The organism is Roseococcus suduntuyensis (assembly GCF_014196305.1).
GTDB lineage: Bacteria > Pseudomonadota > Alphaproteobacteria > Acetobacterales > Acetobacteraceae > Roseococcus > Roseococcus suduntuyensis.
On record NZ_JACIDJ010000002.1, the window covers coordinates 345,721 to 361,059 of the forward strand.

The window sequence follows — 15,339 nt, forward strand, 5'->3', positions numbered from 1 at the left end:
AATATCCTCGGCGTATGGCGAATGGGAAAAGACTGATGACGGGATCCATGGGGCGACGCACGGTGCTGCTGGGGGCAGGCGCGCTGGCGGCGCCGGCGGTGCTGGCCCAGGAACTGCCCGTGCTGCGCGTCACCCATTTCGGCGGGCCCTACAACGCGCTCACCTCCGTCATCGCCGAGCCCTTCGCCGCCGCGCGGCTCGGGCGCGTGGTGTACGAGACGGAGAACTCCGTCACCGCGCTGACCAAGCTGCAGGCCCAGCGGGAGGCACCGCCCTTCGACATCGTGATGCTCTCGCGCGGATTCACAGGGCGTGTGGGTGGGGCGGGCTTTCTCTCGCCGCTCGACCCCGCGCGGAGCGACCTGGTGGATGGCGCGATCGCGCCGCGCAACTGGGGGGCGGCGATGCTGATCGACGGCATCGACATCATGTACGACCGCACCAAGGTCACGACCCCGATCGAAAGCTGGCTCGACCTCTGGCGGCCGGACCTGCGGGGCCTCGTCACGATGCCCTCCGCCTCCCTGCCGGTGTATTTTGTGGTAATGCAGATCGCCCGCGCCCTGGGCGGCGACCCCACGCAGCCCGCCGCGATCGACGCCGCGTTTGCCAAGCTGCGCGAGATCAAGCCGAACATCCGCACCTTCTACAGCGACCCGGTGCAGGGCTCGCAGATGATCGAGCGCGGCGAGGTGGCGGCCGCCATCCAGTTCGCCGGGCGCATCGCGCCGGTGATGCGCGGCAACCCCAACATCGTCCGCGCCTCGCCGCGCGAGGGTGTGGTGGGCGCGCCCTACGACCTTTGCCTGGTCAACAACGGCCGTAACCGCGAGGCCGCGATTGCCTACATCGACTTCTGCCTGGCCGAGCCGCAGCAATCCGCCCTGGCCGCGCGGCTGCTGGTGGCGCCCTCCCATCGCCGCGCCACGGTGCCGGAGGCGGCGCAGAACTTCCTCGTGCCGCTCGACAAAGTGTGGTTCCCCGATGAAGAATTCGCCGCCAGCCGGGCCGCCGAATGGTCGCGCCGGTGGCAGCGCGAGGTGCAGTCCTAGGCGGCGATGCCTCCGCACCTGGAGGTCCGCGGGCTGGAACGCCGCTTCGGCGCCACGCGGGCCGTCGCGGATTGCAGCTTCTCGCTTGCCCGCGGCGAGGTATTCGCGCTGCTTGGCCCCAGCGGATGCGGCAAGACCACGCTGCTGAACCTGCTGGCGGGATTTGAACTGCCCGATGCAGGGGAGGTGCTTCTGGACGGCGTCTCGATCGGCGACCAGCCGGCGCACCGGCGCGGCATCGGAGTGGTGTTCCAAAGCTATGCGCTGTTCCCGCACATGACGGTCGCGAGCAACATCGCCTATGGACTGAAGCGGCTACGCGGGGCGGAGCGTGACGCGCGCGTGGCCGAATGCGTCGCGCTGCTAAAGCTCGAGGGGCTGGAGGGCCGCTATCCTGCGGCGCTGAGCGGCGGGCAGAAACAGAGAGTGGCGGTCGCGCGCGCGCTGGCGCCCCGGCCGGCCCTCCTCCTGCTCGACGAGGCGTTCAGCGCCCTGGACCGCAACCTGCGCGAGGCCACGCAGGTCGAGCTTTCGCTGCTGCTGCGGCGTCTCGGCATAACCACCATCCTGGTCACGCATGACCAGCGCGAGGCCTTCTCGCTGGCCGACCGCATTGCGGTGATGGAGGGCGGGCGGATCGTCCAGCAGGGGCCGGCGCGGGAGGTCTATGGCCAGCCGGTCTCGGCCTTCGTGCACGGGTTCCTCGGGACGGCCAACACGGCACCTGGCCGGGTGGCCGGCGGAGTGGCGCGGATCGAGGGCGGCATCGCCTTCCCCACACCCGAGCGGCGAGACGGACCCATCATGGCACGGCTCCGCAGCGAGGATGTGCGGCTTTCCCCGATCCCCACGCCGGTGCATGGGGACGCGCCCGGCACCGTGGCGCTCGCCACCTTCATGGGCACGGCGGAACGCTATGTGGTGGAGCTGGCCGGCCAGCGCTGGGTGGTGGATGCCGCGGCCGACGCGCCTGTTCTGACCTTGGGTCAATCGGTCTTCCTGGAGTTCGACCCTGCGCGCTGCCACATCACCGCCGAGGGCGCGTGAGGCTGCGCGCCCTCACCCCATGGCTGTGGCTGGCGCCGGCGCTGCTGGTGCTGGTGCCCTTCTTCGCCCTGCCGCTCGGTTTGCTGCTACGCAACAGCCTGGGCAGGGATGAGCCGAGCGGCGGCGTCGAGCCGGTGTTCACGCTGGAAAACTATGGCTCCGTCCTGACTGACCCCTTTTACGCCACTGTCTTCCTCAACACCGCAGGGATGGCGGCGGGGGTGGGGCTCGCAGCGCTCGTGGTGGGTTTTCCCTATGCCTACGCGGTCGTTCGCTGCTCCGCCCGGTGGCGCGGCGTGCTGCTATGGGCCGTCTACACGCCGCTGCTGGTGAGCGTGATCGTGCGGGTGCTGGGCTGGATCGCCATAACCGCGGATGGTGGGCTCATCAACGCTGCGCTGCTGGCGACGGGCCTAAGCAGCCGGCCCCTACGCATCTTGTACGAGGTGGAGGGCATGGGCGTCGGCATGCTGCACCGCTACCTGCCGCTCATGGTGCTGCCGCTGGTGAATGCCCTGCAGCGCGTGCCGTGGGACCTGCTGCGTGCCTCTTCCAGTCTCGGTGCGGGTCCTGGGGAGGGCATCCTGCGCATCATCCTGCCGCTATCGCTGCCCGGCGCGGTCATCGGGTTTCAGCTCGTCTTCGCCAGTGTGTTAAGCGATTACGTGCTGCCCACGCTGATGGGCACCACGCGCTTCCGCATGCTTGCGCCCGCGCTCTATGACGAGGCCGTGACCAACCTCGCCACCGCCACGGCCGCCGCGATGGCGGTCTGTGCCCTGCTTCTCGTCGTGCTGATGCTGGGGCTGGGCAACCTCGCGGTGCGCCGCCTGGCGCCCTGGGCGCGCACGTTGTGAGGAGCGCCTGGCTCCTGGGCGCATTCGTGGCACTGGTGCTGCTGTTCCTTCTAGGCCCCTTGCTCATCGCGATCGCCGTCGCCTTCAGCAGCGGCGAGCGCATCGGATTCCCGCCGCCCGGCCTCAGCCTGCGCTGGTTCGCCGATGCGCTCGGCAATGAACAGTTCCGAGATGCCGCGGCGCGCAGCCTGTGGGTGGCGCTCGCGGCGACTGTGATTTCGGTGGTCGCGGGGACCGGCGCCGCCGTGGCGCTAACCCAAGGGCAGGGCCGCTTCGCCGGCCGTGCCTGGGTGCAGGCGTTCATCATGCTGCCGCTGGCCATCCCCGGCATCGTGCTGGGGCTGGCGCTGCTGCCCACCGCAATCATGCTGGGGCTGCGCCCGGGCTTCTGGGCAACCGTGCTCGGCCATGCGGTGGTCGGCATCCCCTACAGCGCCTACCTCGTGCTCGCCGCCTTCGCGCAATATGACCCGGCGCTGGACCGTGCCTCGGCCTCGCTTGGCGTGGGGCCATGGCGCAGCTTCTTGCGCGTAACCTTGCCGCTGATCAGGCCGGGAATCGTTTCCGCCGCAATTTGCACCTTTTTACTCTCCTTCGATAATGTGGCGCTCTCGCTGTTCCTTTCGCGCGGGGACACGCTGCCGCTCCGGCTGATGCAGCACATCCAATTTACCGCGACGCCGGCGGTGGCGGCGGCCTCAGTCATGCTAGTGCTGCTGTCATTGGGGGCGATGCTGATGCTGGGGCGCGTGCTGCGCGGGCGCGGGACAATCCGCATAGCGGGATAACGAGCTTCAATGCGACTTGCTTACGCGAGGGGCATGGATGCTCATCCAGCAAGCTGTTTTAGTGCGGCGGCGCCATTGTGCTTACGGTTACAGCTTGAGGCGCGAGAGGTTCCGCCCCACTCAGGCAGCGCAACCGGGAGGTCCATCATGTCCGTTCGTCGCCGCACCGCCCTCGCCACGCCCTTCCTACTGGCCGCAGGCGCGGCCGCCGCGCAGTCGGGCCCGCTGACGCTCGAGCAGATCCGCCGCAACGGAAAGCTGCGCATCGGCTGCGAGGCCACCTATCCACCCTTCACCTACCGCGATGCCGGCGTCATCACCGGCTATGACGTGGAACTGGCCACGACCATGTGCCGCAGCCTCGGCGTCGAGGCGGAGTTCATCGACACCCAGTGGTCCGGCGTCATCCCCGCGCTCTATGCCGGCCGCTTCGACATCATCATGTCGTCCATGAGCTACACCCGCGCCCGCATGGAGCGCGTGGCCTTCACCATCCCCTATGCCGAGGCCGGCCAGGCGCTGCTCATCCGCGGCCGCGACGAGGGCCGCATCCGCACCCTGGCCGACATGGGCGGGCGCAGCCTGGGCGTGAAGCTGGGCTCGCCCGGCGAGACGCTTCACCCGCGCCTCGCGGAGCGCATGCGCGCGGATGGCGGCCAGCCCTTCAGCGGTGTGCGCACCTATGACGAGCACCCGGCGGCCTACCTGGCTCTGATGCAAGGCACGGTGGATGGCGTGCTCAACACGCTGCCCACGCTCGCCTTCGTGGTGCGAAGCCAGCCCGGCCGTTTCAGCATCGTGCGCGGCATCGGTGCGGACAACTGGGCCGGCATCGCGCTGCGCCGCGAGGACCCCGAGGTGCTGGCCTGGCTGAACGAGCGGCTGATGGCCATGCGCGCGGATGGCTCGCTCAAGGCGCTGCAGATGAAGTGGTTCGGCCTGGAGTTCAACCTGCCCGACGCCATCCCGACACCCGCGGCGTGACCGGCCCGCTGCGGCCATGATCTTCGATTGGGCAGTGGTGCAGTACGCCGCGCCGCTACTGGCGCATGGCGTGGTGATGACGCTGCAGGTCAGTTCGGTCGCAGCCGTGCTCGGGCTCGTCATCGGGCTGGCGGCGGGGCTGGGTTCGCTGTCCAACAGCCTGCTGCTGCGCGGCATAATCCGCTTCTATGTGGAGTTCATCCGCGGGACGCCGCTGCTCATCCAGATCTTCCTGGTGTTCTTTGCGCTGCCCGTCGTGGGCGTGCGCCTGCCGGAGTTCTGGGCCGGCGTGGTGGCGCTGGCGCTGAACGCCGGCGCCTACATCGCGGAGGTGGTGCGCGGCACCGTCGGCAGCATCGAGAAGGGCCAGAGCGAGGCCGCGCTCTCCATCGGCATGACGCGCCGCGGCGCCCTGCTGTGGGTGCTGCTGCCGCAGGCCTGGCGCCCCATGCTGCCGGCATTGACCAATGACCTCATCACGCTGACCAAGAACTCCTCCCTGCTGTCGGTGATCTCGGTCTATGAGCTGACGCGGGCGGGGCAGGCCATCATCGCCACGCATTTCGCGCCCTTCGAGATCTTCCTGCTGCTGGCGCTGTATTATTGGGCACTGATCTCGGCCCTGGCCTGGGTCTCGCGCCGCATCGAGGCGGCGCTGCCATCATGGTGACGCCCGTCCTGGTGGAGGCGCGCGGCATCACCAAGCGCTTCGGCCCGCGCACGGTTCTGGAGGATGTGGACCTCGACGTGCACGAGGGCGAGACGGTGGTCATCATCGGCGCCTCGGGCTCCGGCAAGACGACCTTCCTGCGCTGCCTGAACCGGCTGGAGACGCCCGAGACCGGGCAGGTGCGCATCGCCGACGTGACGCTGGGCCGGCGCAGCGACGGGCGCCCAGCCGATGAACGGGAGCTGTCGCAGCAGCGGCGCCTCTTCGGCTTCGTCTTTCAGCGCTTCAACCTGTTCCCGCACCTGACGGCCATGCAGAACGTGGCGCTGGGTCCGCGCCGCGTGCTGGGCGTGCGGCGCGCGGAGGCGGAGGCGCGGGCGGTTCATGAGCTGACGCGGCTCGGCCTCGCGGAGCATGTGGGCAAGCGGCCGGGCCAGCTGTCCGGCGGGCAGCAGCAGCGCGTGGCCATCGCCCGCGCGCTGGCCATGGACCCGCGCGTCATCCTGTTCGACGAGCCCACCTCCGCCCTCGACCCCGAGCTGGTGCAGGAGGTGCTGGACGCCATGCGCGCGCTGGCCGGCGAGGGCATGACCATGGTCGTGGTCACGCACGAGATGCGCTTCGCACGCAGCGTGGCCCACCGTGCCGTCTTCATGGCCGATGGCCGCATTGTGGAGCAGGGCGTGCCGAACGATCTCTTCGGCGCCCCGCGCGACGAGCGCCTGCGCCGCTTCCTCCGCCACCTGGAACCGCATCATGACCGCTGAGGCCTTCGACCTGCTGATCGAGGGCATCACCCTCGTCCCCGACGCCTTCGCCGCGCCCATCGAGGACGCGGCACTCGGCATCACCGGCGGGCGCTTCGCTTTCGTCGGCCGCGCGGCGGACCTGCCCTTGGGCGCCACCGCCACAAGGCGGTTGCGTCTGGCGGGGCACCTGGTGGTGCCGGGGCTGGTCAACGTCCACACCCACACCATCCTGAGCATGGTGCGCGGCGTGGCGGAGGACATGGGCTTTGCGCCCGCCTACACGCCCGGCGTGCCGCAGGGCCATATGGTGCGCGAGGACGAGGCGGTAGCGCTGGCGCGGCTGGGCGCGCTGGAGGCGATGCTGGCGGGCTCCACCCTCATCAATGACACCTATGTCCACACCGACCTTACCCTGCCCGCGATGGCCGATCTGGGCCTGCGTGTCTACTCCTGCAACCGCATCCACGACGTGGATTTCTCCGGCGTCTCGCGCGGCCGTTGGACGCATGAGCGCGGGATCGGCGAGCAGACGCTGAACCAGGCGCTGGGCCTCGCGCAGCGCTTCCATGGCAAGCCAGATGCGCGCACCGGCGTGCAGCTGGCGGCGCACGCGCCGGACACCTGCTCCACCCCCTTCCTGCGCGATGTGGCGCAGGCGGCGCAGCGCACCGGGCTGCGCGTGCAGACGCATGTCAGCCAGAGCAAGGTGGAGGTCGCGCGCATCCGTGAGCGCGACGGCTGCACCCCGCCCGAATTGCTGGAGAGCGTGGGACTGCTGAACGACCGCCTGGTCGCCGCGCATTGCATCCACCTGACCGACAGTGACATCGCCCGTATCGGCGCCGCGGGCGTCCATGTTGCGCACATCCCCAAGGGCAATGCGACGGGCGGCACCATCGCGCCCACGCGGCGCTTGGTGGAGGCCGGTGCGCGCCTCACGCTCGCCACTGACAACATGCACGCCGACATGGTCGAGGTGCTGCGTTGGGCGCTGTGCATGGGCCGGGTGCAGACAGGCGCGGTGGAGGATGGCTGGCAGCCCGAGCACATGCTGCACGCCGCCACCGCCGGCGGCGCCGCGGCCATGGGCATGGAGGCGGAGATCGGCCGCATCGCGCCGGGCTTCCGCGCCGATTGCGTGGCGCTGGACCTGCGCCGCCCGCATCTGGTGCCGCACAATGACCCTCTGGGAACCATGGTGCACACCGGCATGGGGCGCGACGTCAGCCATGTGGTCGTGGAGGGCGAGGTCGTGGTCGAGGACGGAAGACCCACACGCTGCGACATGGAGGAGGTGATGCGGGCAGGCGGGGATGCCGCCGCCGCCTTGTGGGCGCGTGCCCGCGCCAGCATCTGACGTCGCGGCATCCCGTATCTGCATGCTATTTTATCAATTGCACATGCAGCGTGCGGTGCATGGTAAGACATCCTATTTTTTGTGCATTTTTCTACTTTTGGCCTTGATACGATCAGGCAGGGCGTGAACTACTTTGGCCATGGATCCTTCGCGCCATCGGCCAGCTCCAGGCTCCCGACATTGAGTGCCGCAAGCACCACCTTCGCCGCACAACCGCGGCGCGGCTTTCGCGGCTTCTACGTGCTCATGCTCGCACCGGCGCTGGTGCTCCTACTTGGTCTCTACGTGCTGCCGCTGTTCGGCGTGGTGCTCATCAGCGTGACGGAGCCGCGCCCAGGGCTCGGCAACTACGAACTGCTGCTGACCAGCGCCTCGGTACAGCGGGCGCTCTGGACCACCGGGCGCATCGCGGTGCTGACCACACTCATCACGCTCATCCTCGGGTACATCGTCGCCTATGCCATGCGCATGGCGTCGGAGGGCGCGCAGCGCTGGATGCTGTTCTGCGTGCTGTTCCCCTTCTGGATCTCCGTGCTGGTGCGCAGCTTCGCCTGGATCACTCTCCTGCGCAGCGAGGGCGTCCTCAACACCGCGCTGCGCGGCACAGGCCTGATCGAGGAGCCGCTGATGCTCGTCCGCAACGAGACGGGCGTGCTCATCGGCATGGTCCACGCCATGCTGCCCTACGCCATCCTCACCCTCTACGCGAACATGCGCGGCATCGACCTCAGGCTGATGACGGCGGCGCGCGGCCTGGGCGCAGGACCGGTTGCGGCCTTCCTTCGCGTGTTCCTGCCGATGACGCGGCCAGGCATCCTCGGCGCCACCGTCCTCGTCTTCATCATCTCGCTCGGCTTCTACGTGACGCCCGCCATCCTGGGCGGCGGCCGCACGCTGATGATCGCGGAATACGTCGCGCTGCAGATCAACGAGACGCTGCGCTGGGGGCTGGGCACCATGCTCGCCACCACGCTTGGTATCAGCGTCATGGGCATCATGTGGCTCATGTCGCGGGTGCTGGACGTGAAGCGCCTGTTCGGGCCCGCCTGATGGCGCAGGATGGCGGGGCGCTGCGCCGGGTGCTGGCCGGGTTGATCCTGGCCTTCCTGGTGCTGCCGGCCTTCGTCGTGTTCCCGGTCTCGCTCACGCCCAACCGCTACCTGTCGCTGCCCAGCGGCGGCGTGTCCTGGCAGCATTGGCAAACCCTGTTCACAGACCCGGTGTGGCTAAGTGGCATCAGGGAAAGCGTGCTGATCGCGTCCCTGTCCACCGCCCTGGCGCTGGCGGCTGGAACGGCTTGCGCCATCGGCTGCTGGCGCCTGGGCTCGCGCCTGACCGACATGGTGCGCTCGGCCATGATCCTGCCGCTGATGATCCCGACCATCGTCTACGCGCTGGGCATCTACCGCTTCTACGTGGAGTTGGACCTCATCGGCACCATGCTGGGCGTCATCCTCGCCCATGCGGTGACCGGCCTGCCCTATGTGGTGCTGACGGTGACGGCCTCGCTCGCCAACCTCGACCCGGCGCTGGAGCGCGCGGCGCGCAGCCTGGGCGCGAGCGTGCCACAGACGCTCACGCGGGTGATCGTGCCGAACATCATCCCGGGCATCCTCTCGGGCGGCATCTTCGCCTTCATCCATTCCTGGGACGAGCTGATCATCGTCATCTTCATCGGCGGGCGGGAGCTTTTCACGCTGCCGCAGCTGATCTGGGACGGGATCAACGAGAACCTCGACCCCGCCATCGCCGCCGTCGCCTCCGCCCTCATCCTCTTCACGCTGGCAGTGCTGTTGGTGGAGCTCGGCCTGCGCCGCCGCCGCCAGTTCCGCGCCGCGCGCGACACCTGATCCCCCAAGGAGAGACCCCGCGATGACCCAGGAGCCCGCCCAGGACCACCTCGACGCACTGGACCACTTCCGCGAGCGCACGGAAGGCCGTGTCATCGACCGCCGAGGCTTCCTTGCTATCTGCGCGGCCATCGGCATGCCCGCGGGGTTGGCGCGGCTGACGCCCGCCGCCGCCCAGGGCACGAACCGCGAGCTGGTGCTGGTGAACTGGGGCGGTGATGCGGTGCGCGGCATGCGCGCGCATTTCGTCGAGCCCTACATCCGCGCCAACCCCGGCCGCCGCGTGGCGATCGACGGCACCGGCCCTTCCTCCGGCCGCATCCGGCTGATGGTGCAGAGCGGCCGCGTCACCTGGGACGTGATGGACCGCAACCTGCACACTGCGCTGGAACTCGGCCGCGAGAACATCCTGGAGGACATCGACTACGCCATCGTGGACCGCTCCAAGGTGCGGCCGGAGCATGCCAACCAGTGGGGCATCGGCAATTACACCTATGCCCATGTGCTGACCTACAACACGCGCCGCTGGGGCGGGCGCGTGCCCACCACCTGGAAGGACGTATGGGATCTGCGCGGCTTCCCCGGCCGCCGCGCCTTCCGCCGCACCATCGACGGCGCGCTGGAGGCGGCGCTGATGGCCGATGGCGTGGCGAAGGAGAGCATCTATCCCATCGACATGAAGCGCGCGCTGGACGGCCACAAGGCCATCAAGAACCAGACCATCTACTACAATGCCATCGCCGAGGGGCAGGCGGCCTTCCGCGACAACGAGGTGCAGCTGGGCCTGCTGCTCAATACGCGGTCCTGGCCACTGAAGAACGACACCAACGGCGTGTGCGACTACACCTTCAACGAGGGCATCGTCTGGGTTGCGGCCTGGATGGTGCCGAAGGGCGCGCAAGGTGGCCGCGCCATCTGGGAATTCATCGCCTCCACGCAGGAACCGCAGCGCCAGATCGAGCTGCTGCGCAGCAACGGCTACGGCCCGGTGAACCCCGCCGCCTCCGCGGCCCTGCCCGAGGATCTGCGCCCGCTCGACCCCGGCCGCGAAGAGAACTACGCGCGCATGCTGCCCGGCGGCGTCGCCTGGTACGCCGAGCACGCGACCAACGCCCTGCAGCAATATCTCGACGCCATCTCGTCCTGAACCCCACCCGCAAAGAGGAGGAACCGCCATGTCATCCAACGTCACCGAGGCCGCATCCGGGCCCGCCGCGCCCGCCTTCGCGCGCTGGGCCACGCCCAATGAACTGCCGGTGATCGACTTCGCCCCGCTGGCCGGCGGCAACGCCTCGGCCATCGAGGCGGTGGCGCGCGAGGTGGATGCCGCCTGCCGCGAGATCGGCTTCCTGACGGTGGTGAACCACCCGGTGCCGGCCGCGCAGATCAAGGACATCTTCCATCAGGCGGCGCGCTTCTTCGCCCTGCCCGAGGCCGAGAAGATGAAGAGCTGGATGGGCAATTCCCGCAACTTCCGCGGCTTCCTGCCGATGGACCAGGGGGCCGACCAGCGCAACTTCGCGGGCGCCGCCGTGCCCGGCTTCCAGCAGCACATCACCGGCGAGAAGCTGAAGGCGCGCAAGCCCAACCGCAACGAGGCCTTCCAGGTTGCGGCCGAGCCCGCGCCCGACGATGCGGACGTGGGCGCCGGCACGCCGCTGCACGGCCCCAACCAGTGGCCGGCCGACCTGCCGGGCTTCAAGGAGGCGGTGCTGGGCTACCACACCACCATGGTGGGCTTCGCGGGGCTGATGGCGAGCCTGTTTGCGCGCGGCCTGGGCATGCCGGCCGACTACTTCGCGCAGTTCTACAAGAAGCCGCTGATCCAGCTGCGCCTGCTTCACTATTTGCCGCACAAGGAGGACATCGACGCGCTGGAGGGCGGCGACAGCCGTGCCCATTGCGACGCCGGCGGCTTCACCATGTTGCAGCAGGACGATGTGGGCGGCCTCGAGATCAAGAGCCGCTCGGGCGAATGGCTCGTGGTGCCACCGGTGGAGAACAGCTTCGTCATCAACATCGGTGACAGCATGAAGATGTGGACCAACCACCGCTACGCCTCCACGCTGCACCGCGTGGTGAACCGCTATGGGCGCGAGCGCTTCTCGGTCGGTGTCTTCGCCAACCCGGACTACCACACCATCATCCGCCCGCTGCCCACCTGCGTGGACGCCGACAACCCGCCGAAGTTCGACGAGATGAAGTCGGGTGAGGCGCTGCGCTTCCTCTACAGCCGCGTCTGGCCCTCCGCGCCCGCGCCGAACTGAAGGACCGTCCATGACCACCACGCTGATCCGCGGCAAATGGGTGATCTGCCGCGCGCTCGACCGGGACCGCGCCGAGATCATTGAGCACGGCGCGGTGCTGGTCCGCGACGGCATGGTGGTGGAGGTCGGCGGCTTCGAGGACCTCGTGCGCCGCCACCCGCAGGCGGACATGCTGGGGTCAGACCAGCACGTGGTGATGCCCGGCTTCGTGAACGCGCACCACCACGTCGGGCTGACGCCGCTGCAGCTGGGTTCGCCCGACCTGCCGCTGGAGCTGTGGTTCGGCAGCCGGCTCGCCGCGCGCCCGGTGGACCTGCACCTGGACACGCTCTACTCCGCCTTCGAGATGGTGGAGAGCGGCATCACCACCGTTCAGCACCTGCAAGGCCGCCTGCCGCCGCCGCTGGACAGCATGGTGGCCGGTGCCTCGGACACGCTGCGCGCCTACCAGGACATCGGCATGCGCGTCTCCTACGCGCACACCATCCGCGACCAGAACCTGCTGGTCTACGAGGCCGACCAGGATTTTCTCGCACGCCTCCCGCCCGACCTGGCGCGCGACCTGGCGCCGATGCTGGCGCGGCAGCTCGTGCCACTCGAAGACAACTTTTCTCTGTTTGACGCGCTACGCGCGAAGTTCGCCGATGATCCGCGCATTTCCATCCAGGTCTCGCCGGCCAACCTGCACTGGTGCAGCGACGCGGCACTCGAACGCGTGCGGCAGGTCTGCGAGGCGACCGGCGTGCCGCACCACATTCATTTGCTGGAGACGCAGTATCAGAAGGAATACGCCCACAGGCGGGCAGGCATGGGTGCCCTGGCGCAGCTCGATCGCGCGGGCCTGCTCGGGCCACACTGCACGCTGGGTCATGGCGTCTGGCTGACCGAGGCGGAGGTGGAGCGCGTGGCCGAGACGGGCACGCGCATCTGCCACAACTGCTCCTCCAACCTGCGGCTTCGCTCGGGCGTAGCCGCGCTGAACCATTGGGAAAAGCGCGGCGTGCGCGTCGCCATCGGCATTGACGAGGCGGGGCTCAACGACGACCGCGACATGCTGGTGGAGATGCGCATGGTGCTGCGCCAGCACCGCACGCCCGGCATGGACCCGGAGGACGTCCCCACGCCGGCCCAGGTCTTCCGCATGGCCACCGAGCACGGCGCGGCCACCACCGGCTTCGGTGAGAGCATCGGCCGCCTGGTGCCGGGCGCCCGGGCGGATGTGGTGCTGCTCGACTGGCGCCAGCTGGCCTACCCTTTCCTGGACGAGGACACGGATGTGCTCTCCGCCGTGGTCCAGCGCGCCAAGACGGGCGGCGTGGAGACCGTGATGGTGGAGGGCGAGGTCATCTACCGCGACCGCCGCTTCACCCGCGTGGACAAGGATGCCGCGCTGGCGGAGCTGGCCGCGCGCACGGGCCGCCCGCGCACACCGGAGGAGGAGCTGCGCCGCAGCGTTTCCCGCCGCGTGGCGCCCTATATGCGCGACTTCTACCGCGGCTATCTGCCCGACGCGGCGCCCACGCCCTTCTACGCCACCAGCGCGCGGAAGTGATGCGGATGGACATGAACCTTCCGCGCGAAGCCAACGCCACGGCGACCCAGGCCGGCGGCTTGCGCATCAGCGCCGTCAGCAAGAGCTATGGCGCGGTGGAGGTGCTGCACGATGTCTCGCTCGACGTGCGGCCGGGCAGCTTCGTCACGCTGCTCGGCCCCAGTGGTTCGGGCAAGAGCACGCTGCTGATGTGCATCGCGGGCTTCGAGGCGGTGGGGCGGGGCGACATCACGCTGGACGGCGCCTCCATCCTGGAACTGCCGCCCGAGCGCCGGGATTTCGGCATGGTGTTCCAGGGTTACGCACTGTTTCCCCACCTCAGCGTGGCGGAGAACGTGGCCTTTCCCCTCAGCATCCGCGGCATGGGCCGCGCTGAGCGCGAGCGGCGCGTGGCCGACGCCCTGGCCATGGTGCGCCTGGAGGGGCTGTCGTCGCGGCTGCCGCGCCAGCTCTCCGGCGGGCAGCAGCAGCGCGTGGCACTGGCGCGCGCCATCGTGTTCTCGCCGCGGCTGCTGCTGCTGGACGAGCCGCTTTCGGCGCTGGACCGCGGCCTGCGCGCCGAGATGCAGGAGGAGCTGAAGCGGCTGCATGGCGAGCTGGGCCTTTCCTTCATCTATGTCACGCATGACCAGGAGGAGGCGCTGTTCCTCTCCGATCAGGTCGCCATCCTCAACCATGGCCGCATCCAGCAGATCGGCCCGCCCGAGGCGCTCTACGCCCGGCCGGTGAACCAGTTCGTCGCGGGCTTCCTGGGGCGCAGCAACCTGCTGCGCCTGCATGGCGAGGTGCGCGCCGGAATGTTCCACACAGGGGGGCCGGTGCTGGCGGGAACGGAGATTGCCACGCCGGCGCTGCCGGATGGCGCGCACAGCTTCACCTTCTGCCACCGCCCTGAACGCGCCACGCTGGCCGCGCCGGGCGGGGGGCCTGGGCTGGAAGGCGTGGTGACCGACGTCGCCTACCACGGCACGACGCTCGACGTGACGGTGCGCCTGCCGGATGGCGCGTTGTTCCAGGTGGCGTTGCTGAACCGCGGCGCCCGCCCGGTGCAGGGCGACGCGGTGCGTGTGGTGCCGGACCCCGACAGCCTCACGCCACTTGCCGACGGGGAGTAGGGCGGTAACGCGGCCTACCGCCGGAGCCATCGTGCCAGCTCTCGCATCGCGGCTTGCCTGAACCCGACCCACAGCCACCGCGCTCCTGCCGCGCCGCGTGCCCCCCTCATGCGGCACCAGCCCGTCGCACATGCTCGATCAGCACCCGCAGCTTGGGCGCCATGTGGCGGCGCTGCGGGAAATACAGGAAGAAGCCCGGGAAGGGCGGCAGGAAGTCGCCCAGCAGCGGCACCAGTTCGCCCGCCTCGACATGGGGCCGGAAGACATCCTCCGGCGCGAAGGTGATCCCACCCCCCGCCAGTGCGGTGCGCAGCATCAGCGTCAGGTCATTGGTGGTGACCTGCGGCTCGACCGCCACGTCGAAGGGAATGCCACCCTCCGCGAATTCCCAGCGATAGGGCGGCACCTGGGGCGCGGGGCGCCAGCCGATGCAGCGGTGACGCACCAGCTCGCGCGGATGCGCGGGCGCGCCATGCGCCGCCAGGTAGGCCGGGCTCGCGACCGCCATCTCGCGCTGCTCCCCGGTGACGGGGATGGCGATCATGTCCTGCGCGATCACCTCGCCCAGCCGGACACCCGCATCATAGCCGGCGGCGACGATGTCGAATTCCTCATCCGTCACCGTCACGTCGAGGGTGACGCCCGGATGGGCGGCCGCGAAGGAGGCGATGAGCGGCCCCGAGAGGAAACGCTGCGCGATGGAGGTGACCGCGATCCGCAGCAGACCATGCGGCGCGTCCTGGGCCGCCACATCCTCCAGGGCTTGCGCCACCTCGCCCAGCGGGCGCGAGAGGGCGGCATGCAGGCGTTCCCCCGCCTCCGTCAGATGGACGGAACGCGTGGTCCGCATCACCAGCGCGATGCCGAGCCCATCCTCCAGCCGCCGGATCGCCTGGCTGACGGCGGAGCGCGTCACACCCAGCCGATCCGCGGCGGCGCGGAAACCGCGTTCCTTCGCCACGGCCAGGAACAGCGGCAGGAGGTTCAGGTCGGTCTTCATTGTCCAGCGTAGCTAACCACCAAGTCCAGCAGAAGGCGGATACCAGCACCA

Annotated in this window: 15 protein-coding genes; 14 read left to right on the plus strand and 1 reads right to left on the minus strand. The window is 69.4% G+C overall.

The window, feature by feature from the left end:
- Positions 1–35 precede the first annotated feature (35 nt).
- The 14 genes from GGQ83_RS08100 (at position 36) to GGQ83_RS08165 (ending at position 14,288) form a co-directional block, all read left to right on the plus strand.
- Entirely contained in the window at positions 36–1,052 is a 1,017-nt protein-coding gene (locus GGQ83_RS08100) for an extracellular solute-binding protein (RefSeq protein ID WP_184383271.1), read from the plus strand.
- 6 nt (positions 1,053–1,058) lie between these two features.
- Complete coding sequence (locus GGQ83_RS08105; protein ID WP_184383272.1) at positions 1,059–2,099, plus strand: ABC transporter ATP-binding protein; 1,041 nt, start codon at positions 1,059–1,061, stop codon at positions 2,097–2,099.
- Positions 2,096–2,956 (plus strand): ABC transporter permease, encoded by an 861-nt coding sequence (locus GGQ83_RS08110; protein WP_184383273.1) that lies wholly within the window; start codon positions 2,096–2,098, stop codon positions 2,954–2,956. The genes GGQ83_RS08105 and GGQ83_RS08110 overlap by 4 nt, the downstream gene beginning before the upstream one ends.
- Positions 2,957–2,982: 26 nt before the next feature.
- Positions 2,983–3,744 (plus strand): ABC transporter permease, encoded by a 762-nt coding sequence (locus GGQ83_RS08115; protein ID WP_184383274.1) that lies wholly within the window; start codon positions 2,983–2,985, stop codon positions 3,742–3,744.
- Positions 3,745–3,891: 147 nt separating this feature from the next.
- On the plus strand, positions 3,892–4,728 hold the full coding sequence (locus GGQ83_RS08120; protein WP_184383275.1) for a transporter substrate-binding domain-containing protein: 837 nt from the start codon (positions 3,892–3,894) through the stop codon (positions 4,726–4,728).
- A gap of 16 nt (positions 4,729–4,744) precedes the next feature.
- Positions 4,745–5,398 carry an amino acid ABC transporter permease gene (locus GGQ83_RS08125; RefSeq protein WP_184383276.1) on the plus strand — a complete coding sequence of 218 codons (654 nt, stop codon included), beginning with the start codon at positions 4,745–4,747 and terminating at the stop codon, positions 5,396–5,398.
- A complete protein-coding gene (locus tag GGQ83_RS08130; protein WP_184383277.1) occupies positions 5,392–6,165 on the plus strand; it encodes an amino acid ABC transporter ATP-binding protein in 774 nt (257 codons plus the stop codon). The genes GGQ83_RS08125 and GGQ83_RS08130 overlap by 7 nt, the downstream gene beginning before the upstream one ends.
- Positions 6,155–7,504, plus strand: coding sequence for an amidohydrolase family protein (locus tag GGQ83_RS08135; RefSeq protein WP_184383278.1), 1,350 nt, complete (start codon positions 6,155–6,157; stop codon positions 7,502–7,504). Before GGQ83_RS08130 ends, GGQ83_RS08135 begins: the two co-directional genes overlap by 11 nt.
- 246 nt (positions 7,505–7,750) lie before the next feature.
- Entirely contained in the window at positions 7,751–8,554 is an 804-nt protein-coding gene (locus GGQ83_RS08140) for an ABC transporter permease (RefSeq protein WP_184383647.1), read from the plus strand.
- Positions 8,554–9,354: an ABC transporter permease gene (locus GGQ83_RS08145; protein WP_184383279.1), complete on the plus strand. Its 801-nt coding sequence runs from the start codon at positions 8,554–8,556 to the stop codon at positions 9,352–9,354. The genes GGQ83_RS08140 and GGQ83_RS08145 overlap by 1 nt, the downstream gene beginning before the upstream one ends.
- Before the next feature lie 22 nt (positions 9,355–9,376).
- Positions 9,377–10,501 carry an extracellular solute-binding protein gene (locus GGQ83_RS08150; protein ID WP_184383280.1) on the plus strand — a complete coding sequence of 375 codons (1,125 nt, stop codon included), beginning with the start codon at positions 9,377–9,379 and terminating at the stop codon, positions 10,499–10,501.
- Positions 10,502–10,529: 28 nt separating this feature from the next.
- A complete protein-coding gene (locus tag GGQ83_RS08155) occupies positions 10,530–11,621 on the plus strand; it encodes an isopenicillin N synthase family dioxygenase (RefSeq protein ID WP_184383281.1) in 1,092 nt (363 codons plus the stop codon).
- A gap of 10 nt (positions 11,622–11,631) precedes the next feature.
- The gene (locus tag GGQ83_RS08160) at positions 11,632–13,173 is read left to right on the plus strand and encodes an amidohydrolase family protein (protein ID WP_184383282.1); all 1,542 of its coding nucleotides are present in this window, start codon (positions 11,632–11,634) and stop codon (positions 13,171–13,173) included.
- Positions 13,174–13,178: 5 nt separating this feature from the next.
- The gene (locus tag GGQ83_RS08165; RefSeq protein ID WP_260170503.1) at positions 13,179–14,288 is read left to right on the plus strand and encodes an ABC transporter ATP-binding protein; all 1,110 of its coding nucleotides are present in this window, start codon (positions 13,179–13,181) and stop codon (positions 14,286–14,288) included.
- A gap of 106 nt (positions 14,289–14,394) precedes the next feature.
- Here the strand turns inward: GGQ83_RS08165 and GGQ83_RS08170 are convergent, their stop codons facing one another.
- Positions 14,395–15,288, minus strand: coding sequence for a LysR family transcriptional regulator (locus tag GGQ83_RS08170; RefSeq protein WP_184383283.1), 894 nt, complete (start codon positions 15,286–15,288; stop codon positions 14,395–14,397).
- Between the last annotated feature and the right edge of the window lie 51 nt (positions 15,289–15,339).